At 67.6% G+C, this 23041-nt stretch carries 21 protein-coding genes, 6 tRNA genes and 1 riboswitch; of the genes, 9 read left to right on the top strand and 18 right to left on the bottom strand.

The features are described 5' to 3' along the window. Positions 1-87: 87 nt before the first annotated feature. The 9 genes from AC1DEM_RS18910 to AC1DEM_RS18870 form a co-directional block, all read right to left on the bottom strand. Positions 88-2265, bottom strand: a complete 2178-nt coding sequence (locus AC1DEM_RS18910) for a 3-hydroxyacyl-CoA dehydrogenase NAD-binding domain-containing protein (RefSeq protein ID WP_476885821.1) — start codon at positions 2263-2265, stop codon at positions 88-90. Beyond that, positions 2262-3584, bottom strand: a complete 1323-nt coding sequence (locus tag AC1DEM_RS18905) for a thiolase family protein (protein WP_476885820.1) — start codon at positions 3582-3584, stop codon at positions 2262-2264. Before AC1DEM_RS18905 ends, AC1DEM_RS18910 begins: the two co-directional genes overlap by 4 nt. Before the next feature lie 148 nt (positions 3585-3732). Next, positions 3733-5091, bottom strand: a complete 1359-nt coding sequence (locus tag AC1DEM_RS18900; protein WP_476885819.1) for an HRDC domain-containing protein — start codon at positions 5089-5091, stop codon at positions 3733-3735. 61 nt (positions 5092-5152) lie between these two features. Continuing rightward, on the bottom strand, positions 5153-5800 hold the full coding sequence (locus AC1DEM_RS18895) for a DUF3000 domain-containing protein (protein ID WP_476885818.1): 648 nt from the start codon (positions 5798-5800) through the stop codon (positions 5153-5155). Positions 5801-5872: 72 nt separating this feature from the next. Then, on the bottom strand, positions 5873-6961 hold the full coding sequence (locus AC1DEM_RS18890) for a threonine aldolase family protein (protein WP_476885848.1): 1089 nt from the start codon (positions 6959-6961) through the stop codon (positions 5873-5875). A 136-nt stretch (positions 6962-7097) separates the two neighbouring features. Beyond that, positions 7098-7880 (bottom strand): SDR family oxidoreductase, encoded by a 783-nt coding sequence (locus tag AC1DEM_RS18885; protein ID WP_476885817.1) that lies wholly within the window; start codon positions 7878-7880, stop codon positions 7098-7100. Next, complete coding sequence (locus AC1DEM_RS18880) at positions 7877-9292, bottom strand: DUF6421 family protein (protein WP_476885816.1); 1416 nt, start codon at positions 9290-9292, stop codon at positions 7877-7879. The genes AC1DEM_RS18885 and AC1DEM_RS18880 overlap by 4 nt, the downstream gene beginning before the upstream one ends. Positions 9293-9450: 158 nt before the next feature. Next, the gene (gene msrB, locus AC1DEM_RS18875; protein WP_476885815.1) at positions 9451-9963 is read right to left on the bottom strand and encodes a peptide-methionine (R)-S-oxide reductase MsrB; all 513 of its coding nucleotides are present in this window, start codon (positions 9961-9963) and stop codon (positions 9451-9453) included. Between the two features lie 13 nt (positions 9964-9976). Beyond that, a complete protein-coding gene (locus tag AC1DEM_RS18870; RefSeq protein ID WP_476885814.1) occupies positions 9977-10465 on the bottom strand; it encodes a hypothetical protein in 489 nt (162 codons plus the stop codon). A 122-nt stretch (positions 10466-10587) separates the two neighbouring features. Between AC1DEM_RS18870 and AC1DEM_RS18865 the strand changes: the two genes are divergently transcribed. Beyond that, positions 10588-11901, top strand: coding sequence for an alpha/beta hydrolase family protein (locus tag AC1DEM_RS18865; RefSeq protein ID WP_476885813.1), 1314 nt, complete (start codon positions 10588-10590; stop codon positions 11899-11901). Between the two features lie 128 nt (positions 11902-12029). Here AC1DEM_RS18865 and ybaK read toward each other — a convergent pair whose 3' ends face one another. The 3 genes from ybaK to AC1DEM_RS18850 all read right to left on the bottom strand — a co-directional run bounded on the left by ybaK (position 12030) and on the right by AC1DEM_RS18850 (position 14026). Then, on the bottom strand, positions 12030-12527 hold the full coding sequence (gene ybaK / locus AC1DEM_RS18860) for a Cys-tRNA(Pro) deacylase (protein WP_476885812.1): 498 nt from the start codon (positions 12525-12527) through the stop codon (positions 12030-12032). A gap of 25 nt (positions 12528-12552) precedes the next feature. Beyond that, a complete protein-coding gene (locus tag AC1DEM_RS18855; RefSeq protein ID WP_476885811.1) occupies positions 12553-13026 on the bottom strand; it encodes a SufE family protein in 474 nt (157 codons plus the stop codon). An 82-nt stretch (positions 13027-13108) separates the two neighbouring features. After that, positions 13109-14026: a sulfurtransferase gene (locus AC1DEM_RS18850; protein ID WP_476885810.1), complete on the bottom strand. Its 918-nt coding sequence runs from the start codon at positions 14024-14026 to the stop codon at positions 13109-13111. 226 nt (positions 14027-14252) lie between these two features. Here AC1DEM_RS18850 and zapE point away from each other — a divergent pair, with 226 nt between their 5' ends. Then, complete coding sequence (gene zapE, locus AC1DEM_RS18845) at positions 14253-15290, top strand: cell division protein ZapE (RefSeq protein WP_277524478.1); 1038 nt, start codon at positions 14253-14255, stop codon at positions 15288-15290. Positions 15291-15513: 223 nt separating this feature from the next. Here zapE and AC1DEM_RS18840 read toward each other — a convergent pair whose 3' ends face one another. The 6 genes from AC1DEM_RS18840 to AC1DEM_RS18815 form a co-directional block, all read right to left on the bottom strand. After that, complete coding sequence (locus AC1DEM_RS18840; RefSeq protein WP_476885809.1) at positions 15514-15801, bottom strand: antitoxin; 288 nt, start codon at positions 15799-15801, stop codon at positions 15514-15516. A 180-nt stretch (positions 15802-15981) separates the two neighbouring features. Then, a tRNA-Val gene (locus AC1DEM_RS18835) sits at positions 15982-16053 on the bottom strand. A gap of 38 nt (positions 16054-16091) precedes the next feature. After that, a tRNA-Gly gene (locus AC1DEM_RS18830) sits at positions 16092-16164 on the bottom strand. Positions 16165-16221: 57 nt separating this feature from the next. Next, a tRNA-Val gene (locus AC1DEM_RS18825) sits at positions 16222-16296 on the bottom strand. Between the two features lie 39 nt (positions 16297-16335). Beyond that, positions 16336-16406 (bottom strand) — tRNA-Cys (locus tag AC1DEM_RS18820). Positions 16407-16452: 46 nt separating this feature from the next. Continuing rightward, positions 16453-16525, bottom strand: a tRNA-Gly gene (locus AC1DEM_RS18815). 367 nt (positions 16526-16892) lie between these two features. Here AC1DEM_RS18815 and AC1DEM_RS18810 point away from each other — a divergent pair. The 7 genes from AC1DEM_RS18810 to pnuC all read left to right on the top strand — a co-directional run bounded on the left by AC1DEM_RS18810 (position 16893) and on the right by pnuC (position 22944). Then, positions 16893-16964, top strand: a tRNA-Val gene (locus AC1DEM_RS18810). An 86-nt stretch (positions 16965-17050) separates the two neighbouring features. Then, positions 17051-17896, top strand: coding sequence for a cytochrome (locus AC1DEM_RS18805; protein WP_476885808.1), 846 nt, complete (start codon positions 17051-17053; stop codon positions 17894-17896). 152 nt (positions 17897-18048) lie between these two features. Continuing rightward, positions 18049-18621, top strand: coding sequence for a peptide deformylase (gene def / locus AC1DEM_RS18800; RefSeq protein ID WP_476885807.1), 573 nt, complete (start codon positions 18049-18051; stop codon positions 18619-18621). Then, positions 18618-19538 carry a methionyl-tRNA formyltransferase gene (gene fmt, locus AC1DEM_RS18795; RefSeq protein WP_476885806.1) on the top strand — a complete coding sequence of 307 codons (921 nt, stop codon included), beginning with the start codon at positions 18618-18620 and terminating at the stop codon, positions 19536-19538. The genes def and fmt overlap by 4 nt, the downstream gene beginning before the upstream one ends. Continuing rightward, positions 19535-21166 (top strand): RsmB/NOP family class I SAM-dependent RNA methyltransferase, encoded by a 1632-nt coding sequence (locus tag AC1DEM_RS18790; protein ID WP_476885805.1) that lies wholly within the window; start codon positions 19535-19537, stop codon positions 21164-21166. Before fmt ends, AC1DEM_RS18790 begins: the two co-directional genes overlap by 4 nt. A gap of 67 nt (positions 21167-21233) precedes the next feature. Then, complete coding sequence (rpe, locus tag AC1DEM_RS18785) at positions 21234-21890, top strand: ribulose-phosphate 3-epimerase (protein ID WP_476885804.1); 657 nt, start codon at positions 21234-21236, stop codon at positions 21888-21890. Between the two features lie 109 nt (positions 21891-21999). Further along, positions 22000-22151: riboswitch (FMN riboswitch) on the top strand. A gap of 94 nt (positions 22152-22245) precedes the next feature. Beyond that, positions 22246-22944, top strand: coding sequence for a nicotinamide riboside transporter PnuC (pnuC, locus tag AC1DEM_RS18780; RefSeq protein ID WP_476885803.1), 699 nt, complete (start codon positions 22246-22248; stop codon positions 22942-22944). Positions 22945-23041 lie beyond the last annotated feature (97 nt).

The raw sequence follows: 23041 nt of genomic DNA, 5'->3' as shown, positions 1-23041 counted from the left end.
CACGCGCCGCCTGAACACGCGCGGCGCCACAGGGCAGTAGGCGGCCTCCCGCCGGGGCAGGTCGGCGGGAGGCCGCGCAGGCCAGCTTTAAGCCGGCTCGGACGCCACGCCTGCCGCCAGGAATTTCTTCCCGTTGACCCGCTCCGATGCGCCTACCCGGTCCAGGTACGGGGTAATGCCGCCCAGGAACATCGGCCAGCCCGCACCGAGGATCATGCAGAGGTCGATCTCCTCGGGGCCGGCGACGACGCCCTCCTCGAGCATGAGCCCGATTTCCTGCGCCAGCGCGTCCTGCGTCCGGCGCAGCACCTCCCCGCCGGTGGACGGTTTGCTGCCGAAGGACATCAGCGCCAGGGTTTCGGCCGGGACGAATGGCTTGCCGTCCGGGCCTGGCACCGGCGTCCCACTCTGCGCGGCCCAAATGGACGTCACGCCGTTGTCGATCAGGGACTGCAGGTTCTTCGAGACCCTGAAGCGGTCCCCGAACGCCGTGTGCAGCGATTCCTGGACGTGCTGGGCCACCGGCAGTCCCACCATGGCACCGAGCACGAAGGGAGTCATGGGCAGGCCCATCGGCCGCAGTGCGTTATCCGCCACGTCGGCGGGCGTGCCCTCGTCGAAGGCCGCGGTGACTTCGCCCATGAGGCGCAGCAAGACGCGGTTGACCACGAACGCCGGGGCGTCCTTGACCAGCACTGCGGACTTCTTGAGCCCCTTGGCGAGCTCGAACGCGGTGGCCAGCACGGCGTCGTCGGTCTTCGGCGCGCGCACGATCTCCAGCAGCGGCATCACGGCCACCGGGTTGAAGAAGTGGAAGCCGACCAGGCGCTCAGGGTGCTCCAGGTCCTCCGCCATCGCGGTGACGGACAGCGAAGAGGTGTTGGTCGCGAGGATGCACTCTGCCGAGACAATGGCCTCGACTTCCTTGAAGACCTGCTTCTTGACGTTGAGTTCCTCGAAGACGGCCTCGATGACGAAGTCGGCGTCGGCGAAGGCCTCCTTGTCAACAGATCCCGTGACGAGCGCGCGGGTGCGGTTGGCGGCGTCGGGGCTGATCCGCCCCTTGGCCAGGAGCTTGTCCACCTCGGCGTGGACGTAGGCCACGCCCTTGTCTACGCGGGCCTGGTCAATGTCCGTCAGCACCACCGGAAGCTTGAGTTGGCGGGCGAAGAGCAGGGCCAGCTGGCTCGCCATCAGCCCGGCGCCCACGACGCCGATCTTCGTCACCGGGCGGGCGAGCTTGCGGTCGGGGGCGCCGGCGGGACGCTTGGCGCGCCGCTGCACGAGGTCCAGGAAGGCGTAGACGGTAGAGCGGAACTCGTCGGTCTGCATGAGGTCCGCCAGAGTTTCGCATTCGAGCTCGGCGGATTGCGCCTGGGTCAGGGTGCGGTTGGCTTCCATGACGTCCAGGACCTTGGCCGGCGCCGGTGAGGCATTGGAGGTCTTGGCCTCCACAAATGCCCGGCCCTTGGCGACGGCGGCCGCCCAGCGTGCGGTGACCTCCGGAGCGGACGGGTCCACGGCGTTCGCCCGCTCCGGCGCCGCCGCGCCGGCGATGACTTTCGCGGCCCACGCGAGGGACTGTTCCACAAAGTCGGCCGGCTCAAACATCGCGTCCGCCATGCCGAGCTCGTAGGCCTGCGGCCCGGTGAGGGTGCGGTTGTTGGTCAGCGGGTTTTCGATCATGACCTTGAGTGCGTTCTCTGGCCCGATCAGCCTCGGCAGGATGTAGACGCCGCCCCAGCCCGGGATGAGCCCGATGAAGGCCTCGGGAAGCGCCAGCGCGCCGGCGCCGGTGGAGACCGTGCGGTAAGTGGACTGCAGCGCGATCTCCAGGCCGCCGCCCAGGGCCAGGCCGTTGATGAACGCGAAGCTCGGCACACCCAGGTTGGCCAGGGTGGAGTAGACGTCGTGGCCGAGCTGGGCCATCCACAGGCCCTGCTCGCGTCCGCTGACCGACTTGACCGTGGAGAGATCGGCGCCGGCCACCAGGAAGTACGGCTTGCCGGTGACGCCGACGCCGGCAATCTCGCCGCGGGCGGCGCGTTCCTTCAGCCTTTCCAGGACCGTGCCGAGCTCGATCAGGGTGTTGGGCCCGAGCGTGGTGGGCTTGGAGTGGTCCAGGCCGTTGTCGAGGGTGACCAGTGCGAAGGTGCCGGGGCTCTTGCCGTCGACGGCGGGCAGTTCGATGTCCTGGACATAGGAATGGGTGACCGTCTCAGTCGGGAAGAGATCGGCAAGCTTGCGGAAATCAGCGGCGCTCATGCTGTTGCTCCAGTCTCGGTGGTCGTGGTCTGCCGGGCGTCGGTGGTGGGTGCTGCGGTGCCGGGTGTTTCGGTGCCGTAGTCCGCGTGAAGCGGGTTTTCCCAGATTACGGTGGCCCCCGTGCCCAGGCCGATGCACATCGTGGTCATGCCGAAGCGGACCGAGGGGTCCTCTTCGAACTGCCGGGCCAGTTGGTTCATCAGCCGGACCCCCGAGGACGCCAGCGGGTGCCCGACGGCGATCGCGCCGCCGTAGCGGTTGACCCGGGGGTCGTCGTCGGCTATCCCGAAGTGGTCCAGGAAGCTGAGGACCTGGACGGCGAAGGCCTCGTTGATTTCGAAGAGGCCGATGTCCCCGATGCCGAGTCCGGCGTTCTTCAGGGCCTTCTCGGTCGCCGGGACCGGGCCGATGCCCATGACCTCGGGTTCCACGCCGGCAAAGGCGTAGGAGACCAGGCGCATCCTGACCGGCAGTCCGAGTTCCTCGGCGGCCTCGGCGGAGGCCAGCAGGGCGGCCGTTGCGCCATCGTTCAGGCCCGCGGCGTTGCCCGCCGTGACCCGGCCATGGGCGCGGAACGGGGTCTTGAGGGCGGCCAGGTCCCCGAGTGAGGTCCCGGGGCGCGGGGGTTCGTCCACGGTGTTGACGGTCCAGCCCTGGCCCGGCTTCATGGTGGCGACGGGCACGAGGCCGGGCTGGATCTGGCCATTGGCGTAGGCGGCGGCGAGCTTGTCCTGCGAGGCGACGGCGTAGGCGTCCGTGCGGTCCTTGGTGATGGCCGGGAAGCGGTCATGCAGGTTCTCGGCCGTGTTGCCCATGTTGAGGGCGGCAGGGTCCACGATCCGTTCGGACATGAAGCGCGGATTGGGGTCTGCGCCGGCGCCCATTGGGTGGTTGCCCATGTGTTCCACGCCGCCGGCGATCACGACGTCGTACGCACCGAAGCCGATGCCGCTCGCGGTCGTGGTTACGGCGGTCATGGCGCCGGCGCACATGCGGTCGATTGCGAAGCCGGGCACGGTCCGGGGGAGTCCGGCCAGCAGCGCGGCGGTGCGGCCGATGGTCAGGCCCTGGTCGCCGGTCTGGGTGGTGGCGGCGATCGCGACCTCGTCGATCCGGTCCGCAGGAAGGGAGGGGTTGCGGCGCATCAGTTCGCGGATGCACTTGACAACGAGGTCGTCGGCGCGGGTGCCGGCGTAGATGCCTTTTTCGCCCGCGCGGCCGAACGGGGTGCGGACGCCGTCGACAAAGACGACGTCGCGCACAGTGCGGGGACCGGCGGCGCGGGGAATCGCGCTGCTGGTGCTCTGGGCTTGGCTCACGTGCTTCTCCTCATTGAGACATGGTTGCCGGATCCGGGCCTGTGGCAGGGCTTGCCTCAGGCAGGCGGATCCGAACGACATCATGAATAATGTTACTCGCCAGTAACATAGCTGGCAAGGAGGGAAGGAGCGGCCCGGAAAATATCTGCTAGACGGTGGAATCCGATGGCGCCTCGGCGGGGGCCTTGGGCTCCTTCGCGGGCAGCGGCGCCGGGTGCAGGAAGGCCTGGGCAATCAGCGGCGCAGTAATTTCGATCTGCCACTGGCGCGCCCCGAGGTTCGCCAGTTCCTCGGCCACGCCTTCCTCGCTGAGCTCTGCCGGGGGACGCCACGCCACCCGCCGAAGGTAGTCCGGAGTCAGCAGGTTTTCCACTGGCAGGTTCAGTTCCTCGGCCCTGGCCTGCAGTTTCGGGCGGGCGGTGGCAAGCCGAGCGGCCGCCTCCGGGTCCCGGTCCGCCCAGACGCGCGGGGGCGGGGGAGCGTTGGTGGCCAGATGCAGCGGCGGCAGGTCCTCGAGTGCCCTGGCCATGCTGATGCAGCGCAGCCAGCGGGGCGCCTCGCGCTGGGCGGCGCGGCCGTGGAAGCCTTTGGTGCCGAGGAGCTGGGGAACCGTGGAGGGCATCGCCTTGGCGGCGGCCACGAGGGCGGAGTCGGGGATCAGCCGGCCGGGGGCGACGTCGCGCTTCTGGGCCAGGGAATCGCGTTCCAGCCACAGTTCCCGCACTGCGGCCAGCTGGCGGCGGTCCCGGATCTGGTGCAGTCCGGACGTCTTGCGCCATGGATCAACGCGCGGCGGGGCCTGTCCGGCCTCGAGGATGGCGGCGAATTCCTGCTCGGCGAATTCCAGTTTTTCGTCTGCCACGAGGAGTTCGATCAGTTCCTCGCGCAGTTCGGTGAGGACTTCGACGTCGAGCGCCGCATAGCGCAGCCACGGTTCCGGCAGGGGACGGGTGGACCAGTCGGCCGCGGAGTGTTCCTTGGCCAGGCCGAAGCCCAGGAGCTGTTCGATGACGGCAGCGAGGCCCACCCGGGGCAGTCCGGCCAGGCGCGCGGCGAGCTCGGTGTCGAAGAGCTTGTCCGGCCACATGCCGAGTTCGGACAGACAGGGGAGGTCCTGGCTGGCGGCGTGCAGGATCCATTCGACGCCGCGCAGTGCGTCATTGATGATGCTCAGGTCCCCGAAGGGTTCTGGATCGATCAGCCAGGTCCCGGAGCCTTCGCGCCGGATCTGGACCAGGAAGGCGCGCTGGCCGTAGCGGAAACCTGAGGCCCGCTCCGCGTCCACGCCCGCCGGGCCGTGGCCGGCTGCGAGGGCTGCGGCGCAGCGTTCGAGTCCGGACTGGGTTTCAATGACCAGGGGCACGCCGTCGCGGGGTACGTCGAGGTCGATCACTTCAGGGACCAGGCTGTCGAAGCCTTCCACGGTGATGTGGGCTGTGGTGTCGGCAGCCTCGGCCGTATTGCGGATGGCGCCGGCCGTGCTGATTTCCGGATTCTGAGGGGTCATGGTCTCTACAGTTTACCGACAACATGGCGGCTAAGGCCGTGACCGTGGCCGAACAGGCGCCTCATGCGTGTCCGCGGGGGCGCCGGGGAAGGGGTGTCACGCCCTCGGGCAGCGGCGGCAGTCCGGCGAAGGTGCAGACCATGTCCGACCACGCTTCCAGATGGAGGGTGATGTCCGGGGTGGCCGGGGTCCAGGAGGCCCGGAGCTCAATGTCGATGGAATTCGGCCGGTCGGATAATGTGCCAAAGCTCTCCGAGAGCACCCTGGTGGCGGTGCCGCCGGCGGAGCGGTACGGGGCTTGGTGGTTATCGAGCGCCTCGACCAGCCACGTCCAGGCCACGGACCCCAGGAGTTCGTCGTTGCCCATCTCGGGCTCCAGCTGGGCGCGGATGTAGGTGACGATCCGGAACTCCCCGTCCCACACGGCAGAGCCGTCGGGATCGTGGAGCAGAATGAAGCGGCCGGTGGCCAGTTCGACGTCGTCACTGCCGGACGCGCGGGCGAGGGCCGCGGCAGCCGGGCCGTGTACCGGCGCGCCGGCTGGGGGCTCGCCCGGTCCGATCACCTCGGCCCCGAGGGCCACCGCGAACGGCGCCAGCCGTGAAGGGGCCGGGATTTCGTCCAGGTGCAGCTCGCTGCGGCAGCGTGCCTGTCGAAGGGTCCCCAAGGCGAAGAGGAAATCTGCCGGAACCTGATCGAGGGAGCTCACCTTGGAAGGTTATGCAACGGTCTGGCCCCTGCCCGGCAGGCTCGCCGCCGGGCAGGGGAAGCCGGGCTGGGCTCAGGCAGCGGCGAGCTCGCGCTTGATGGCCGCAATGAAGGAATCAACGTCTTCCTCGGTGGTGTCGAAGGAACACATCCAGCGGACCTCGCGGGCCGCCTCGTTCCAGTCGTAGAAGCGGAAGGTCTTGCGCAGCCGGTCCGCTACGCCGGCAGGCAGGACGGCGAAGACGCCGTTGGACTCGGTCTTCTGGCTCAGTTCGACGCCGGGGATGCCCTCGACGCCGGCGCGCAGCCGGGCGGCCATGGCATTGGCGTGTGAGGCCGACCGCAGCCACAGGTCACCCTCGAGGAGGGCAATGAACTGGGCAGACATGAACCGCATCTTGGAAGCGAGCTGCATGTTCATCTTGCGCAGGTAAACCAGTCCGTGGGCGGCGTCGGGGTTCAGGGCGACCACAACTTCGCCGAACAGCAGGCCGTTCTTGGTGCCGCCGAAGGAGAGGATGTCCACGCCGGCGTCGCGGGTGAAGGCCCGCAGCGGGACGCCCAGGTGGGCGGCGGCGTTGGCCAGCCGGGCGCCGTCCATGTGCAGTTTCATGCCCTTTGCGTGGACATGCTCCGCGATGGCCCGGACCTCGTCCGGGGTGTAGCAAGTGCCGAGCTCGGTGGTCTGGGTGATGGAGACGGCCAGCGGCTGGGCGCGGTGCTCATCTCCCCAGCCCCAGGCTTCCTGGTCGATCAGTGCAGGGGTGAGCTTGCCGTCATGGGTGCCGACTTGCAGCAGCTTGATGCCGCCGATCCGCTCCGGTGCACCGTTTTCGTCCATGTTGATGTGGGCGGTGGAGGCGCAAATGACGGCACCCCAGCGCGGCAGCAGAGACTGCAGCGACAGGACATTGGCGCCGGTTCCGTTGAACACCGGGAAGCATTCGATGCCTTCGCCGAAGTGCCCTTCCATCAGCTGCTGCAGGCGCGCGGTGTAGTCGTCCTCGCCGTAGGAGACTTGGTGGCCTTCGTTGGCGGCGGCCAGGGCCGCGAGAACCTCGGGGTGCACGCCGGAATAGTTGTCCGAGGCGAAGCCGCGGACGGAAGGATCGTGGAGCCGCACCGCAGTGCCGGCAGGGACAGTTTCAACTGTGCTGGTCATCGTTTTGCTCACGCTTTCAGTCTAAGAGGTCGGGCCCAAGTGGCTAAGTCGCGGGTTAAGTCAGGCGGCTAGGCCAGGGGAGAGCCGGGGCGCTGTGTGTGGGGCCGTTGGCCCGGGCCGTAGTAGCAGGGACAGCTCAGCGGCTGAGCAGCAGCCGCTGCCCGTTCAGCTCGCCGGCAGGAGTGTTGAAGAGCCCGGCGGCGGCAGCCGCCAGGTCTGCGACGTCCGTGAAGCCTGGGAACGACCGTTCCGGGGCCTTCGCCCGCATGCCCGGGTCAACGAGGGCCTTCACCACAAAGATGGCGGCGGCGCTGCGCAGCTCCGGTTGTTCGCGCTGGGCGCTGTCCTGGTCCGCGCTTCCCTGTCCGGTGGAGCCCGCGCCGGCGGTCGCCGCGTGGGCCCGCCGGAATCCGTCAGCGACCGCCAATGTCCAGGCTTCCGCGGCGGCCTTGGCCGCGATGTAGCTGGCCCCGCCCGCCGTCGGCGCGCTGACGGCCGTGGAGGACACCATGGCGAAGCGTCCGTTGTCCGAGGCGGCGAGGTCGTCGAAGAAGATGCGAGTGACGTTCCGCAGCGTGGTGACGGCATTGCGTTCCAGGAAGTCCCAGTCGTCGTCGCTCTGGTCCGTGATGCCTGTCGCACCGCGCCAGCCACCCACTAAGTGGATGACGCCGTCGACGTGCCCGGCGATGCCGGCAACGCTCGCCCGCAAGGCTTTTACGTCCGCCAGGTCTGCGAGGTCGCAAACAAGTGCGGTGACGCCGCCACCGGCTTCGGCGGCGGCGGCCTCGATGCGGCCGGCATCAGAACCGACCGTGAAGACCCGGTGGCCGGCGTCCCGCAGGGCCCTGGCCGTGGCGATCCCGGACGGCCCGCTGCCGCCGGTGACCAGCACGTTCAAGGTGCGTCCATTGCTCATCCGGCGTTCAGCGCCTGGACGCCGCTGGCCCCGCCGGCGACCGTCCCCGTATCCGAGGAACCCGTGATGCCGGCGGTGGATTCGATAACGGGCCGCATCTTCTTCTCCAGCGCCTCATAGAACATGGAGAGCGGGAACTCGTCGTCCAGGACCTGATCCGTGAGGCCCCGGGGCGGGCCGTCCAGGGGCAGCGCGTCCGGGCCCTTGGCCCAGACCGAGGCCGGGTTGGGCGTGACCGTGCCGGAGATGAGTTCGTAGGCAGCGAGCCAGTGGGCCATCTTGGGACGGTCGATCGAGCGCCAGTACAGTTCCTCGATCTTCGCGCCGAGTTCAACCACGACGCCGGCGGCCTCGTCCCAGTCGATGCTGAGTTTGCTGTCGGTCCAGTGCAGGACGTGGTGCTGGTGCATCCAGGCGAAGAGCAGCTGGCCGCCAAGACCGTCGTAGTTTCGGACGCGGGTGCCCGTGATGGCGAAGCGGAAGATCCGGTCGAAGATCACCGCGTACTGGACCAGCTTGGCGTGCCGGCGTGCCTCCGGGTCAGCGTCCTCGTCTTTCTCGATCTTCACCGATTCGCGGAAGGCGGTGAGGTCGCAGCGCAGTTCCTCCAGGGAGTACAGGAAGAACGGCATGCGCTGCTTGATCATGAACGGGTCGAAGGGCAGGTCCCCGCGCATGTGGGTGCGGTCGTGGATGAGGTCCCACATGACGAACGTTTCCTGCGTCAGCTCCTGGTCCTCAAGCAGTCCGGCGGCGTCGTCGGGCAGCTGCAGGGAGGTGATCTCGGCGGCGGCGCGCAGGACGCGGCGGAAGCGGGCGGCCTCGCGGTCGGCGAAGATCGCGCCCCACGTGAACGTTGGGGTCTCGCGGACAGCGACGGTCTCCGGGAAGAGGACCGCGGAGTTGGTGTTGTAGCCCGGGGTGAAGTCAAGGAAACGGATGGGGACGAACAGCTTGTTGGAGTATTCGCCAGTCTCCAGGCCGCCGATGAACTCCGGCCAGATGACCTCAATCAGCACGGCCTCGACGAGGCGGCTGCTGCTGCCGTTCTGGGTGTACATCGGGAACACGACCAGGTGCTGGAGCCCGTTGACCCGGTGCTGCTGCGGCTGGAAGGCCTGCAGGGAATCCAGGAAATCCGGGACGCCAAAGCCGCCGTCGGCCCACCGGCGGAAGTCGGTGACGAGCAGGTCAAGGTAACGGGCATCGTGCGGGAACGACGGGGCCAGGGCCGCGACCGCCGCGGTGATGGTTTCAACGTGGCCGGCCGCTGCGTCGTGGGCTTCGGCATCCGGCACGGATCCGTCCTTGACCTGGAGGGCTTGCAGGGCCGTTGCGGCAGCTTTGAGCCGCAGCCATTCCTGGTTGCCGGCAGTGATCGGGGCGGGGGCGGTGAGAGCGGTGGTGGTCATCGTCGCCTTTCTGGTTGCTGTGGAGCGTGTCGCTGGAACTAAACCGAGCGTAGCAAGCAAACAGATGCTCTAATGCAAAATTGCCTTGAGCATAAGAAAGTCTGTGGCAATTGATTCCGAAAAGCCGTTCCAGCGGAAGCAGGGGAAGGGCTGCCGGCTTACTGCCCGGCGTCGTCCGTGGGAACGAGCTTCAGGGAGACCGAGTTGATGCAGAACCGCTGGTCCGTGGGGGTGCCATAGCCCTCGCCGTCGAACACGTGCCCCAGGTGGGAATCGCACGTGCCGCAGCGGACCTCCACCCGGTCCATGCCCATGGTGCGGTCATGGATGTAGCGCACGGTGCCGTCCGCCAGCGGCGCCCAGAAGGACGGCCAGCCGCAATGCGAGTCGAACTTTTCGTTGCTGGTGAAGAGTTCGGTGCCACAGGCACGGCACTGGTAGAGGCCCCGCGTGTGGGTGTCCCAATATTCGCCGGTGTACGGCCGCTCGGTGCCGGACTGGCGGAGCACGCGGTACTCTTCCGGGGTCAGTTCCTCGCGCCACTGGGCATCGGTCTTTTCAACCGGCTTGTGGGCTGTCGGCTGTTCGCCAGAGGGCTGTTCCAGCGTTGCGGCGGCCTCGGGGGCGGGTACTGCCGAGGGCATGGATTTGGACCTGTTAAAAATGCTCATGCTTCAACAACGCTCAGGAGTCCCCGATAAATCCCGAACCGGCGTAGAGATGCAGGACGGGCAGCCCCAGCTTGTCCTGCGCCTTGGTGGCCCAGTCGGTGTGGAATGTGTCTGCGACAGCGTGCGGGCGGGTGATCACCACGGCCTGGCCGGCACTGAGTTCCTTGACCTTGGCAACCAGGCCGTCCACAGCCTTGCCCTCGACCACTTCGCCCGAGACGCCGCCGCCCAGGCCGGACAGTGCGGCCAGCGAGGCGGCCAGGGTGTCGGCGGCTTCGGCCCGCTCTACGGAGGGGTCGGAGTGTGCCGTCAGTTCACGGAAGGCTTTGGCGATTTCAAGCAAGGAAAGGTTCTCCAGGAAATCCACCACCAGGTGCCGCTCGGTGTTGGCCGGCACCAGGATCAGCACGGGCGCATCACCGCCGGCAATCAGGGTTTCAATGTTGACGCGGTCATCCGCACCGAGGGGCTCTTCTGTCAAAATGACGATTGGATCACTCATGACCCCAGCCTAGTCGCGCTCGTGGTGCCCTGCATGGTTGTGTCCCGCGGCGCCCGTGCGTGTTCGCGCCGACTTAGCCATGCAATGCCATGGTTGGGCTGCGGTTCAGTAAGAATGGTGCCATGGCAACCACCTTGCGCCTCCGCCCTGACCGCCGGACTGTCCCAGTTGCGGCGGGCACCGCCACTGCCCCGTCCGGAAGCGCCAAGTGGGCCCTGGGGGGCATCATCGGCGGCAGCGCCGCAGCGGGCGTGCTCGCCGCCGGGTCCTCCGCCCTCGCGCTCTATTTCGCCCGCCGGGTCATCACGCCGGCCCGGTTCCGCGCAGAGGACCAGGAAGTGCTCGCCGTCATCCGCGAGGGGCGGGCGCTGCAGGTCATCCTCGCCGCCACCCCGGATTCCACGGTGGACGGGGTCTACGGTTTCTTCTTCGACGGCGGCCGTGGCCATGCGCGGATCGGCCGGATCCTGTCATACTCGCCGGCCGAACGGACCGTGCTGCGCGAGGTTGAGCACGTCTACAGCGGGGACATTGCCACCGCACGGCGCGGCTGGTGGAGCGGGGCGGCCTATCCGGATCCGGCCGCGCTGGGGCTTCCAGTGGAGGACGTGCTGATCGACGTCGATGCCGGTACCGCGCCGGCCTGGCTGGTCCGGGCCACGTCGGCGGCTGAGGATCTAACCCCGGACGTCTGGGCGATCATGGTGCACGGGCGCGGCGCCACCCGGCAGGAGGGCCTCCGGGCCCTCCGGACCGCCGGGGAACTGGGCATGTCCAGCCTGCTGATCTCCTACCGAAACGACGGGCTGGCACCGTCGGCGAGCGACGGGCGCTACGGCCTGGGCTCCACCGAATGGCGCGACGTCGAGGCCGCGATCGGCTATGCCCTCGGACACGGCGCCCGCGAGGTGGTCCTGTTCGGCTGGTCCATGGGCGGCGCGATCTGCCTCCAGACGGCCGACCTCTCCCGGCATCGCCACCTGATCCGGGCTATGGTCTTGGACGCGCCGGTGATCAACTGGGTCAACGTGCTGGCGCACCACGCGGAGCTGAACCGGATCCCGTCGTCCGTGGGCCGCTACGGACAGTTGATGCTCAGCCACCGCCTGGGCCGGCGGCTGACCGGGCTGGCCGCGCCCGTTGACCTCAAAGCGATGGACTGGGTCTCGCGGGCCGTGGAGCTGCGGACACCGACCCTCATTGTGCACAGCGTGGACGACGAATACGTCCCTTTCGGGCCCTCGGCCGCGCTGGCCGAGAAGAATCCGGAGATGGTCACGTTCGAGCCCTTCGACAAGGCCCTGCACACCAAGGAATGGAACGTCGATCCGGAGCGCTGGGAGCGGCAGGTCGCGGCCTGGCTCCGGCAGCAGCTGGCGCCGCGTGCCAACCCCGGCGACCAGGAGCCGGCGGCCGGGAACGCCACATCCAACTAGGGGTTCACGGCACTGTTTTTTCGCGCAGTCGGCCGCGAGCTCTCGTCTCGAGAGGGACAGCAAGTCTGAGGCAGTGGTTTGAGAACGTAGTTTGAGCCCGTGGTTTGCGACCGTGGCTTGAGACCGCGTCAGTCGCACCGGGTCCCGATTCTGGCGGTGCGGGCCGCCGTGAGCCGAATGAGCTCGGCCGGATCCAGCTCGATGTCCAGGCCCCGCCGTCCGCCGGAAACGAGGATGGTCTCCAGCCCCAGGGCGCTGTCATCCACCACCGTGGGGGAGGACTGGCGCTGCCCGAGCGGTGAGATGCCCCCGAGCACGTATCCGGTCCGCCGCTGAGCCGCTGCCGGGTCGGCCATTTCTGCCTTCTTGCCGCCCAGGGCTGCGGCCATCGCCTTGAGGTCCAGGTTTCCGCTCACGGGCACGACGCCGACGGCGAGCCGGCCGTCGACGTCCACCATCAGTGTCTTGAAGACCCGGGCAGGGTCGACGCCGAGCACTTCCGCCGCTTCCAGGCCATAGCTGGCCGCCGCAGGGTCATGGGTGTAGGGGTGGGCGACAAAGGGAACCCCGGCGGCCGCGAGTGCTGCGGTGGCCGGAGTTCCCTGCGACGCGTGTTTGCGGGCCATGTCCCGTGGCTGTCCGAGCGTTAGGTCAGGACTGCGCCGGCGACGGCCGGGCTCCGGACGCGACCACTTTGCGCTTGATCCGGCCCAGCATGGCCGTCATCCCGCGCATGCGCAGCGGAGTGATGGCCCGGGTGAGGCCCAGCAGATCGGGCATGTCATCCGGGACGGCCAGGATTTCCGCGGCACTGAGCCCGTCGAGTCCCTCATGGAGCACCCCGGCGAAGCCCCGGGTGGTCGGGGCCTCCCTGGGTGCCTTGAAGTAGAGCCGGACGCGTTCCGGCGCGACGCCGTCGGCCGGTTCCGTCTCGATGGCGAGGAAGAGCGGCGTCTGGCATTCCACTACCTGCTCCAGCAGTTCCGGGTGGTCCCGGAGGCGCTCCGGAAGTTCCGGCAATCCCTGCGAGAACTCGAGCAGCAACTGCAGGCGCTCTGCTTCGGTCAGGGCCTGGAAATCATCGACAATGTCCGCCAGCGCGGCGGGGAGGGCTGAAGTATTCATCATTCCCAGCTTACGCACGCGCGGCGATTGTGTCCCTGTCCCGTACCCTGTCGCTGACCTTTCCGGGCCATGCAGCCGGTCACTAACGGCCGGCCGGAACCGCGCCGCGCTCTGTGCCCTTGGCGATCGGGACGCGGACGGCGTTGCCCCATTCGGTCCAGGAACCGTCGTAGTTCCGGACCGTTTCGAAGCCGAGCAGGTACTTCAGCGCAAACCAGGTGTGGCTGGACCGCTCGCCGATCCGGCAATACGCCACGACGTCGTCGCCTGCCTTCAGGCCGGCCTCACCCAGGTACAGGGCCTCGAGTTCGCCGCGGTTGCGGTAGGTGCCGTCGCCGGCCGCCGCGCGGGCCCAGGGGATGGAGGCCGCTGTGGGGATGTGGCCGCCGCGCAGCGCGCCCTCCTCCGGATACGCGGGCATGTGGGTCCGCTGTCCGGTGTATTCCTCGGGCGAGCGGACGTCGATCAGCGGCTTGCCGAAGTGGGCCAGAACGTCGTCCTTGAAGGCGCGGATCGGGGAGTCGTTGCGCTCCACGACGGGGTAATCAGCGGGGGAGGCGACGGTCGTTTCGGTGGAAAGCGCCCGGCCCTCCGCGATCCACTTGTCCCGGCCGCCGTCCAGGAGCCGGACGTCCTCGTGGCCGAAGAGCGTGAAAACCCACAGGGCGTACGCGGCCCACCAGTTCGACTTGTCGCCGTAAATCACCACGGTGGTGTCCCGGGAGATGCCCTTGGCACCGGCCAGCGCGGCAAACGCCTTGCCGTCAACATAGTCACGCATGACCTCGTCGTTGAGGTCCGTATGCCAGTCAATCTTCACTGCGCCCGGGATGTGGCCGGTCTCGTAGACCAAGACATCCTCGTCGGATTCCACCACCACCAGGTTGCCGCCGTCGAGGGCCCCCTCCTCAATTGCCGTGGCCAGCCATTCCGTGGACACCAGGCGGTCCGGGTGGGAATAGGCGGCGAATTTCTCGTTCTCTTCAACGGGGTAGGACATTGCGATGGCCTTTCACTGGAACGGTCAGGAGGCCGGGCGCGGAAAGTGTGCGCGGCGCCGGGCCTGTTACAACACTAGTCACGGGCCGGCGGGAATGCTCCGCAGGGTTCACACGGGGAAATGTGGTCTTCCTCACGCCGGCAGCGGGTCCGCAAGCGGGCACGCGGGCCCGGCGAGCTTTGCCGGTATTCTTGCTGGGGACAAGAGACCAGCAGAACGGACCACCTTGGTACAGATCGAACAGCTCGCCGCCCGTACGCCGGCAGTTTCCGTGGACGAACTCCTCAAGGGGTTCTACCCGTCGCCGCGGTTCGGTGAGGTGTCGTTTTCCAGCTACCGGCCGGATCCCTCCCAGCCCAGCCAGGCCCGTGCGGTCCATGCCCTGGAGCATTTCGCGGCGGGCGTGGGTGCCCGTGACGGCGACGGCCTGTTCAAGCGGCTCTTCGGCAAGAAGGATACGTCCCGGGCCGGGATCTACCTCGACGGCGGATTCGGTGTGGGCAAGACCCACCTGCTGGCGTCGCTGTGGCACGCCGCCCCTGGGCCGAAGGCGTTCGGCACGTTCGTCGAATACACCAACCTCGTCGGTGCCCTGTCTTTCCGTAAAACCGTCGAGGCCCTGAGCCACTACAAGCTTGTATGCATCGATGAATTTGAGCTCGATGACCCGGGCGACACCGTGCTCATGTCCCGGCTCATGCGCGAACTTGCCGACGCCGGTGTGAAACTTGCCGCAACGTCGAACACGCTGCCGGGCTCCCTCGGCGACGGGCGCTTCGCCGCCGTCGACTTTGCCCGCGAAATCCAGGTGCTGGCTGACCAGTTCGACGTCGTACGGATCGACGGCGAGGACTTCCGCCACCGCGGCCTGCCGGCCGCGCCCGCGCCGCTGCGCAATGATGACCTGACCCACCACATGCATGCCGAATTCGACGGCAAGACCGTGGCCCGCGATGAGTTCAGTACTTTGATCAACCACCTGGCCGGCGTGCACCCGAGCCGTTACCGCCAGCTGCTGGAGGGGATCGAAGGCGTCGTGTGGAAGAACGTGCACACGATTACCGAGCAGGCCGTTGCGCTGCGCTTCGTGGTGCTGGCGGACCGGCTGTACGACAAAGACGTGCCCATCCTCGCCAGCGGTGTGCCGTTCGACCAGCTCTTCACCGAGGAAATGATGACCGGCGGGTACATGAAGAAGTACTTCCGCGCCGTCTCCAGGCTCACCGCCCTGGCCCGCGAGGGCCAAAACCACGAGCCGTCCTAACACCGAGCCCCCAACTCCACACCCCACTCCAACGCAGGCCCCCAACTCCAACGCGGGGTCACTTAGCGCCCATCCTGAGGCACCGGATGGGCGCTAAGTGACCCCGCGTTGCTTCGTTAAGTGCTGCTGGGAGGCCTGCGGCATGACGCCGGGGCCGCCGTTAAATGCCGGAGGTGCCGGCGCCACCTCTCGGCGGGACCGGCACCTCGCTGACGTATCTGGGTCAGAGGCCTGGCTGGCGGGGCTCCCCGGTTACGGGGGGTTCCCCGGCTGCGCGGGGCTCGCCGGCTACGGGGGGCTGATCGGCAACGGGGGCCGTGTCCGGCCGGTCGTTCGCCTTGTCCACGAAGTCGGAGGCGCCTCGCTGCACGGCATCGATCTTGTCGGCGTGCTTTCCGCCGGTCTTAGTGTCGACGAAATCGCCGGCCTTTTCGATGCCGTCCTTGATGGCTTGTTCGTTGCCACCAATTACTTGCTGAGCCTTGCCCTTTAGATCGTCAAGTAAACCCACGGGCACCTCCCTTCGGTCGCGGAGCCAGATCGCTCCTAGCGACTTCTACCCTAGCGGGCGCTGGCGGGGGTGCCAAGGGTGTCCGCCCAGAGGATAAAAGACGCCAGGGCCGGACGCACAGGGTAGAAGGACCTGAAATGCACAAAAAAAGAGCGGCTCCGGGGGAGCTGCTCTTGTGAGTGGGCGATACTGGGATCGAACCAGTGACCTCTTCCGTGTCAGGGAAGCGCGCTACCGCTGCGCCAATCGCCCGCAACCGGAAGGATCCGGAGTGGAGTTGTAATGAAGAGAGCGGACGACGAGATTCGAACTCGCGACATCCACCTTGGCAAGGTGGTGCTCTACCAGCTGAGCTACGTCCGCATTTTTAGTCCATGCCGGCTGGGCCGGTGGTACTGCATCAAGCAAGTTGCCTTGCTTTGGTGGGCGATACTGGGATCGAACCAGTGACCTCTTCCGTGTCAGGGAAGCGCGCTACCGCTGCGCCAATCGCCCCTTGCATCCGGCCTGAACCGGAAACCAGGGTTTTCACCGAGGTGGGTACGGGATTCGAACCCGTGTATACGGCTTTGCAGGCCGCTGCCTCGCCTCTCGGCCAACCCACCGTGTAGACAGGATTCCGAAGAACCTTTGCCGTGACAGTGTCCTGCGAGCGGACGACGAGATTCGAACTCGCGACATCCACCTTGGCAAGGTGGTGCTCTACCAGCTGAGCTACGTCCGCAGTGTTGGCGTGCGTTTCCGTGCCGCATTGGGCATTTCCTCGCGTTCCAACGAGTAAGAACTCTATAGGAGGTTCTGGGAATCTACAAATCGAGGCGCATTCGGCCCCTTTCCATGGCCCTACTTCATTGAGTTCTAGGGGATTTTGCTAATTACAACGCTGTAATTAGGGTCCGTTTCAAGCCGGGGCTCGAAGCGGCGCCGGGACCATTGCGTGGGGCGGGGGTCGAGCTGGTGGACAGGACCCGAGCGCAAGACCGCTGCGGGGGAGTGCTGAGGAGAGATCGGCGCAGGCGCCAGCGGCGGAGCCGGGTTCCGTGGACCGATTTCTGAAATCCGCCCGGGTGGGCTAGCATTCAATGTCGTTAGGGCGATTGGCGCAGTGGTAGCGCGCTTCGTTCACACCGAAGAGGTCACTGGTTCGAACCCAGTATCGCCCACTAACGAAATGGTCTGTTCCGCTGACTCAGCGGGGCGGGCCATTTTGCTTTTCACCATTGTCTGACCCCCGTGAAAGAGTCTTTCCATGACCGCTCCACTCCTCGCCCACGCCACGGACTATGGCCGTATGTACGCCCGCTCTACATCGGCACAGTTCTCCGTCCCCTCGATCACCACGGTGATCGGCCAGCAGCCGCACGGCCTGGATGGCTGGTTCGGATACATGGGTGCGAACAGCCTTGCCCAGGATCCCGGGCTCCCCGGCATCCTGGGGAGCCCGGCCAAGCTGCGCCAGGCGGTCAGCCGGGCTGCCAAGGCAGCGGAGTCATACCGGGACGATGCCGCCAAGCGCGGCGACCGGGTCCACAACTACTGCGAGCAGGTTGCGCTGCGCGCGCTCGGCCGGCCGCACCAAATGAAGGAAACACGGGAGGCCCTGGCCGCCAACGGCGAGGAAGCCTTCGCGGCGCGCTTCGACGAATGGTGGGAGCTCTTCGACGTCGAACCCATCGCACCGGAGATCACGGTGTGGAACAAGACGGTCGGCTACGCCGGCACCCTGGACCTCGTGGCAAAGATCAATGGCAGGACCTGCCTTATCGACTACAAGACCAAGGGCACCAGCCGGGACGGCACCATCAAGCCGCTCGATGACAAGGTGGTGATGCAGCTGGTCGCCGGTATGAAGGCAGAGGAAAGCCTCGTGGATCCTGTGGCGGGGGAGTGGGAGGCGTGGCAGCACGGCGAATCGCCCATCCTCCTGGCCGTTGCGGTGGGCGAGACCGAAGTCCGTCCGCAGCGGGCCAACCCCGAGGTCCTGAAACACCACTGGTGGAAATTCTGTGCGCTGCGCCGTGTGTGGGAGATGTCAGCCGACACGGCGACCGCCGGAGCAGCACTGCTCCCGCTGGCACCGCCCGTGAAGCGCTGAGCGGGCAACGCTGCACGGCAGCAGTGAACCGGCCCACGCTGAACCGGTAGCACTGCACGGCAGCACTGAACAGGTACCCCAGCGCAGGAGCCCGGCAGCTGCAACTAAACTGGACTGGATCCCTAGCCGCTCACCGTGAGGACAGAATGCACATGGCCATTTTGAATATCCGCATCATCGGGGATCCTGTGCTGCGCACAGTCGCCGATCCCGTGACGGAATTCGGGCCCGAACTGGCAAAGCTCGTCGCAGACATGACCGAAACCATGGAGGACGTGGAGGGCGCAGGCCTGGCCGCACCCCAGGTCGGAGTCAGCCTGCGCGTCTTCACGTACCGGATCGGCGGCGTCGAGGGTCACATCATCAACCCCGTGCTGGAAAACAGCGAGGACTTCCAGCCGGACCAGGTCGAGGGATGCCTGTCCATCCCGGGCCTCGGCTTCCCGGTCCGCCGCTACCGCCATACCCGGGTGACCGGCGTGGACCTCCTTGGCAACCCCGTCGCCGTTGAGGGCGAGGCCATGCTGGCCCGCTGCTTCCAGCACGAGACCGACCACCTCGATGGCATCCTGTACACCGACCGGCTCGAAGGCGATGACCGCAAGGCCGCCCTGCGCGCCATCCGCAATGCCAACTACAACGCCATTACGGAACAGACAACGTCGAAGCGTGAGAAGAGCGTCGGGACGAGCTTTGGCGGTTCCAGTTTCGGAATCAATCCGTGAGGGTCCTTTTCGCGGGGACCCCGGCCGTCGCCGTGCCGTCACTGGATGCCCTGATTGACGCTGGGTTCGACGTCGTCGCGGTCCTCACACGCCCGGACGCGCCGCTGGGACGCAAGCGGGTCCTGACGCCGTCGCCCGTGGCTGCCCGGGCCGCCGAGCTCGGCATCGAGATCATTCACGCCGCCAAAGTCGATGCCGGGGTCACCGACCGCATTGCCGCTGCCGCGCCGGACGTCGCGGCGATCGTTGCCTACGGCGGCCTGATTCCCCGGGCTGCCCTCGCTGTTCCCCGCCACGGCTGGGTGAACCTGCACTTCTCCCTGCTGCCGGCCTGGCGCGGCGCCGCCCCCGTTCAGCGTGCCGTCATCGGCGGCGACGACGTCACCGGCGCCGTAACCTTCCGTCTCGAAGAGGGGCTGGACACCGGTCCGGTCTTCGGCACGCTTACCGAAACCGTGCACGCCGGCGATACCGCCGGGGCGCTGCTCGAGCGGCTTTCCCACAGCGGTGCGGTCCTGCTGGCCCAGACGCTGTCCGCCATCGACGCCGGTAACGCCGCCGCGCTGCCGCAACAGGGCGAGGTCAGTCTGGCCCCCAAACTGAGCCTCGAAGACGGCCGGCTCGACTGGCAGCAGCCAGCATTGGCGATCGGCCGGCGCGCCCGCGGGGTCACACCGGAGCCCGGCGCCTGGACCATGCTCGATGGCCAGCGGATCAAGCTGGAGCCGGTGCTGCCGGCCCCGGAGTCCGCCACGCTTCGGCCCGGACAGCTGGCCATGGATGGGAAACGGGTCCTCGTAGGGACGGGTTCGCACCCGGTGGAATTGACGCGGGTCCAGCCCGCGGGCAAGAAAATGATGGCCGCCGCTGATTGGGCGCGTGGGCAGGCAACACTTGAAAGCGTGGTATTCGAATGAGCGAGTCCGGGACCAGCGGCAGCAGCCGAGGCAGTGGCCAGGGCGCCCGGCAGGGTGGTAGCCAGGGCGGCCGGGGACGTGACGGCAGCATCCGCAACGCGCAGGGCAGGGAACGCAACCGCGGCCCGCAGCGCGGCTTCACGGAGAGTGCCCCGTCCCAGCGGACCCGCCGCGCCGATCCCGCCCGGCTGGTCGCCTTTGAGGTGCTCCGAGCCGTGGAGGCCGAGGACGCCTACGCGAACCTTGTGCTGCCAGCCCGGATCCGGCATCACGGGCTGGACAAGCGCGACGCCGGCTTCGCCACCGAGCTCAGCTACGGCGCCCTCCGCGGTCAGGGCACGTACGACGCCATTCTGGCGCGCTGCGTCGACCGCCCGCTGGACCAGCTGGATCCCGCGATCCTGGACGCCCTGCGGATCGGCGCGCACCAGCTGCTCGCCATGCGCGTGCCCGCCCACGCCGCCCTGGACCAGACTGTGGGGCTGGCCCGCGCCGTGATCGGGGCCGGTCCCTCGGCCCTGATCAATGCCGTGCTGCGCAAAGTCTCCGCCCGCACCCTCGACGAGTGGCTCGAGCTGCTGCTCAGCACCGAGACCGATGCCACCACCATCGCCTCCATCCGCTACGCCCACCCCGAGTGGATTGTCCGTGCGCTCCGCCAGTCGCTCGTAGCCCACGGCCGCCCTGCCGCTGAGATTGACGGGCTCCTCGAAGCCGACAACGCCGCGCCCGTGGTGAACCTCGTCGCGCTGCCCGGCATCGGCAGCCTTGAAGAGGCCCTGGAAATTGGGGCCACCCCGGGTGAACTCGTCGAGGGGTCCGCGCTCTCCAGCGGCGGCGACCTCGGCCGGCTCGCCTCGGTCCGGGACGGAAGCACCCGTGTCCAGGACGTGGGATCGCAGCTCGTGGCCCGGGCCATGGCCGCCGTCGATCTCGGCACAGGCCCGGGCACAGAAACCGGCGCGGGCACCGGCACCAAAACCAGCACGGACCCCGGCGGGGAAGCCGGGACCGACAGCGGGAGTGCGGGGGAGCGCTGGCTGGACCTCTGTGCCGGCCCGGGCGGCAAGGCCGCCTTGCTCGCTGCCCTCGCCCGGCAGCAGGGTGCTCACCTGCTGGCCAACGAATCCGCCGCGCACCGAGCCAAACTCGTACGCCAAGCCCTGTCCGCGGTCCCGCGGGATGCCTGGGAGGTCAGGACCGGCGACGGCCGCGACATCGGCGCCGAGCAGCCCGAATCCTTCGACCGGGTCCTCGTCGATGTCCCGTGCACCGGCCTGGGTGCCCTGCGCCGGCGTCCGGAGTCGCGCTGGCGCCGCACGCCCAAGGACCTCGTGGACCTTGGCCCGCTGCAGCGCCAGCTGCTCAACTCAGCGATCGACGCCGTCAAGCCCGGCGGCGTGGTGGCCTACGTGACCTGCTCGCCGCACCCGGCAGAGACCACCGCCGTCGTCAGTGATGTCCTGCGCAAGCGCGAGGACCTCGAGTTGCTCGACGCCGGCGCCGTGCTGGACAGTGTCAGCCTCACCGGCCACCTCGAGGCCGGACACGAGCTCACCGCCCAGCTCTGGCCGCACGTGCACCAGACGGACGCCATGTTCCTGGCGCTGATCCACAAAAAGGCCTGAGCTTCACCGATACTGGGGCGCTGCAACCTAGGAACGAACCAGCTAAGTACGAACGAGAAGGAAATCCATGGCCCAGTGCTGCATCAACCCGAGCATCCTTTCGGCTGACTTCGTCAATCTTGAGGCCGAACTGCGCCGCATCAGCAATGCCGATGCGGTGCACGTGGATGTCATGGACAACCACTTCGTGCCCAACCTGACCATCGGGCTGCCCGTGGTGCAGCGCATCCAGGCAGTCAGCCCGGTGCCGCTGGACGCCCACCTGATGATCGCCGACGCCGACCGCTGGGCGCCGGGCTTCGCCGACGCCGGGGTGGCCTCCGTGACGTTCCATGCCGAAGCCTCGATCGCGCCGATCAAACTCGCGCGGGAACTGCGAGCCCGCGGCGCCAAGGCCGGCATGGCGCTGCGACCGGGCACTCCCGTGGAGCCGTACCTGGACATGCTCCCTGAACTGGACCTGCTGCTGATCATGACGGTGGAGCCCGGGTTCGGCGGGCAGTCATTTTTGGACCTGACACTGCCCAAGATCAGGCGGGCCCGCGCGGCCATTGACGGCTCCGGCGTCAACGTGGCGCTGCAAGTCGACGGCGGGATCACCGAGGAGACGATCGTGCGTGCCGCAGAGGCGGGAGCGAATGTCTTTGTGGCGGGCTCAGCCGTTTACGGCGCCTCGGATCCGGCGGAGGCCATCGAAAGGCTCCGGGCGGCCGGGAACCGCTGAGACCACGACGGTCCCGGCAGGGAACTGCGGCCAAGATGACTCAGGCCGTAATGTGCGCGGCCGGGAATAGCCCGGGCAGGCCGGCAGTTGTGTCAGAATAACAACACACATACGTGCTCCGGGGTCGGTGTAAGTCCGAACCGGCGGTGACAGTCCGCGACCCGCGCGCCAGCGCCTTCCTTTGGGAGGGTTGCCGGCAAACGGTTGAATCGGTGAAATTCCGGTACCGACAGTTAAAGTCTGGATGAGAGAAGCACGTACAGCTGTTACTGCGGCGCCCAGAAGGCGCTGCATAATTGTGCTGTCGTATACCCCCGGAGCCATCGCGGTTCTTGAGGGAAGGAACGACACACGCATGGACCCCTTGCGATGGCTCTTCGAAGCGCAGATCCCGGTAGGCGGATCTGTCCTGATTCTTCGTGAAGTGCTAGGCAACATCTTTGGCCTCGCCAGCGCCGTCGGCGGCATGCGCCGCCGGGTGTGGGCATGGCCGGTCGGCATCGCCGGCAACTTACTGCTCCTGACGGTGTTCCTGGGCAACGTCTTCGGCTCCGCCACGCCCGCCACGCTGTGGGGCCAGGCCGGACGCCAGGTCATGTTCATCGGCGTCGCCCTCTATGGCTGGTACCGCTGGCAACAGGGCAGGCAATCCGCCGGCGGCGGGGCAGCCGTCGCGCCGCGCTGGGCCAGCAACAAGACCCGCGTCATCCTGGGTCTCAGCCTTGTGGCCGGGACCGCCGCGCTGACGCCGCTGTTCGACTCACTGGGCTCCTACCCGCCGGTCTGGGCCGATGCCTGGACGTTCATGGGCTCGCTGCTCGCCACCTACGGCATGGCCCGCGGCTGGACGGAGTTCTGGCTGATCTGGGTGGCGGTGGACATCGTCGGTGTGCCGCTGCTGTTCAGCGCGGGCTACTACGCCAGCGCTGTCATGTACCTCTTCTACGGTTTCTTCACGCTCGCCGGATTCTTCGTATGGTGGCGTGCCTCGACGCTGGCAAACCGGCCGGTCACGGTCGAAACCGCTTTCCCCGACCCGGTGGTGGCCAAGTGAGCGCCCCCAACAGTGCCGGCCTGAGCGCCGGATTCAGCGCTGCCCCGCCCAACCCATCCCCATTCAGCGCAACCGATTTCAGCGCCGCCGATTTCAG

It is taken from the genome of Arthrobacter sp. 05T420 (assembly GCF_056396305.1).
This window is presented reverse-complemented; position numbering and strand designations above follow the sequence as displayed.

Bases quoted from the DNA above. Each gene is read 5' to 3' on its own strand.
- AC1DEM_RS18910 (WP_476885821.1), bottom strand. From the start codon at position 2,265: ATGAGCGCCGCTGATTTCCGCAAGCTTGCCGATCTCTTCCCGACTGAG.
- AC1DEM_RS18900 (WP_476885819.1), bottom strand. From the start codon at position 5,091: ATGACCCCTCAGAATCCGGAAATCAGCACGGCCGGCGCCATCCGCAAT.
- AC1DEM_RS18890 (WP_476885848.1), bottom strand. From the start codon at position 6,961: ATGACCAGCACAGTTGAAACTGTCCCTGCCGGCACTGCGGTGCGGCTC.
- AC1DEM_RS18885 (WP_476885817.1), bottom strand. From the start codon at position 7,880: ATGAGCAATGGACGCACCTTGAACGTGCTGGTCACCGGCGGCAGCGGG.
- AC1DEM_RS18880 (WP_476885816.1), bottom strand. From the start codon at position 9,292: ATGACCACCACCGCTCTCACCGCCCCCGCCCCGATCACTGCCGGCAAC.
- msrB (WP_476885815.1), bottom strand. From the start codon at position 9,963: ATGAGCATTTTTAACAGGTCCAAATCCATGCCCTCGGCAGTACCCGCC.
- AC1DEM_RS18870 (WP_476885814.1), bottom strand. From the start codon at position 10,465: ATGAGTGATCCAATCGTCATTTTGACAGAAGAGCCCCTCGGTGCGGAT.
- AC1DEM_RS18865 (WP_476885813.1), top strand. From the start codon at position 10,588: ATGGCAACCACCTTGCGCCTCCGCCCTGACCGCCGGACTGTCCCAGTT.
- ybaK (WP_476885812.1), bottom strand. From the start codon at position 12,527: ATGGCCCGCAAACACGCGTCGCAGGGAACTCCGGCCACCGCAGCACTC.
- AC1DEM_RS18855 (WP_476885811.1), bottom strand. From the start codon at position 13,026: ATGAATACTTCAGCCCTCCCCGCCGCGCTGGCGGACATTGTCGATGAT.
- AC1DEM_RS18850 (WP_476885810.1), bottom strand. From the start codon at position 14,026: ATGTCCTACCCCGTTGAAGAGAACGAGAAATTCGCCGCCTATTCCCAC.
- AC1DEM_RS18805 (WP_476885808.1), top strand. From the start codon at position 17,051: ATGACCGCTCCACTCCTCGCCCACGCCACGGACTATGGCCGTATGTAC.
- def (WP_476885807.1), top strand. From the start codon at position 18,049: ATGGCCATTTTGAATATCCGCATCATCGGGGATCCTGTGCTGCGCACA.
- AC1DEM_RS18790 (WP_476885805.1), top strand. From the start codon at position 19,535: ATGAGCGAGTCCGGGACCAGCGGCAGCAGCCGAGGCAGTGGCCAGGGC.
- rpe (WP_476885804.1), top strand. From the start codon at position 21,234: ATGGCCCAGTGCTGCATCAACCCGAGCATCCTTTCGGCTGACTTCGTC.
- pnuC (WP_476885803.1), top strand. From the start codon at position 22,246: ATGGACCCCTTGCGATGGCTCTTCGAAGCGCAGATCCCGGTAGGCGGA.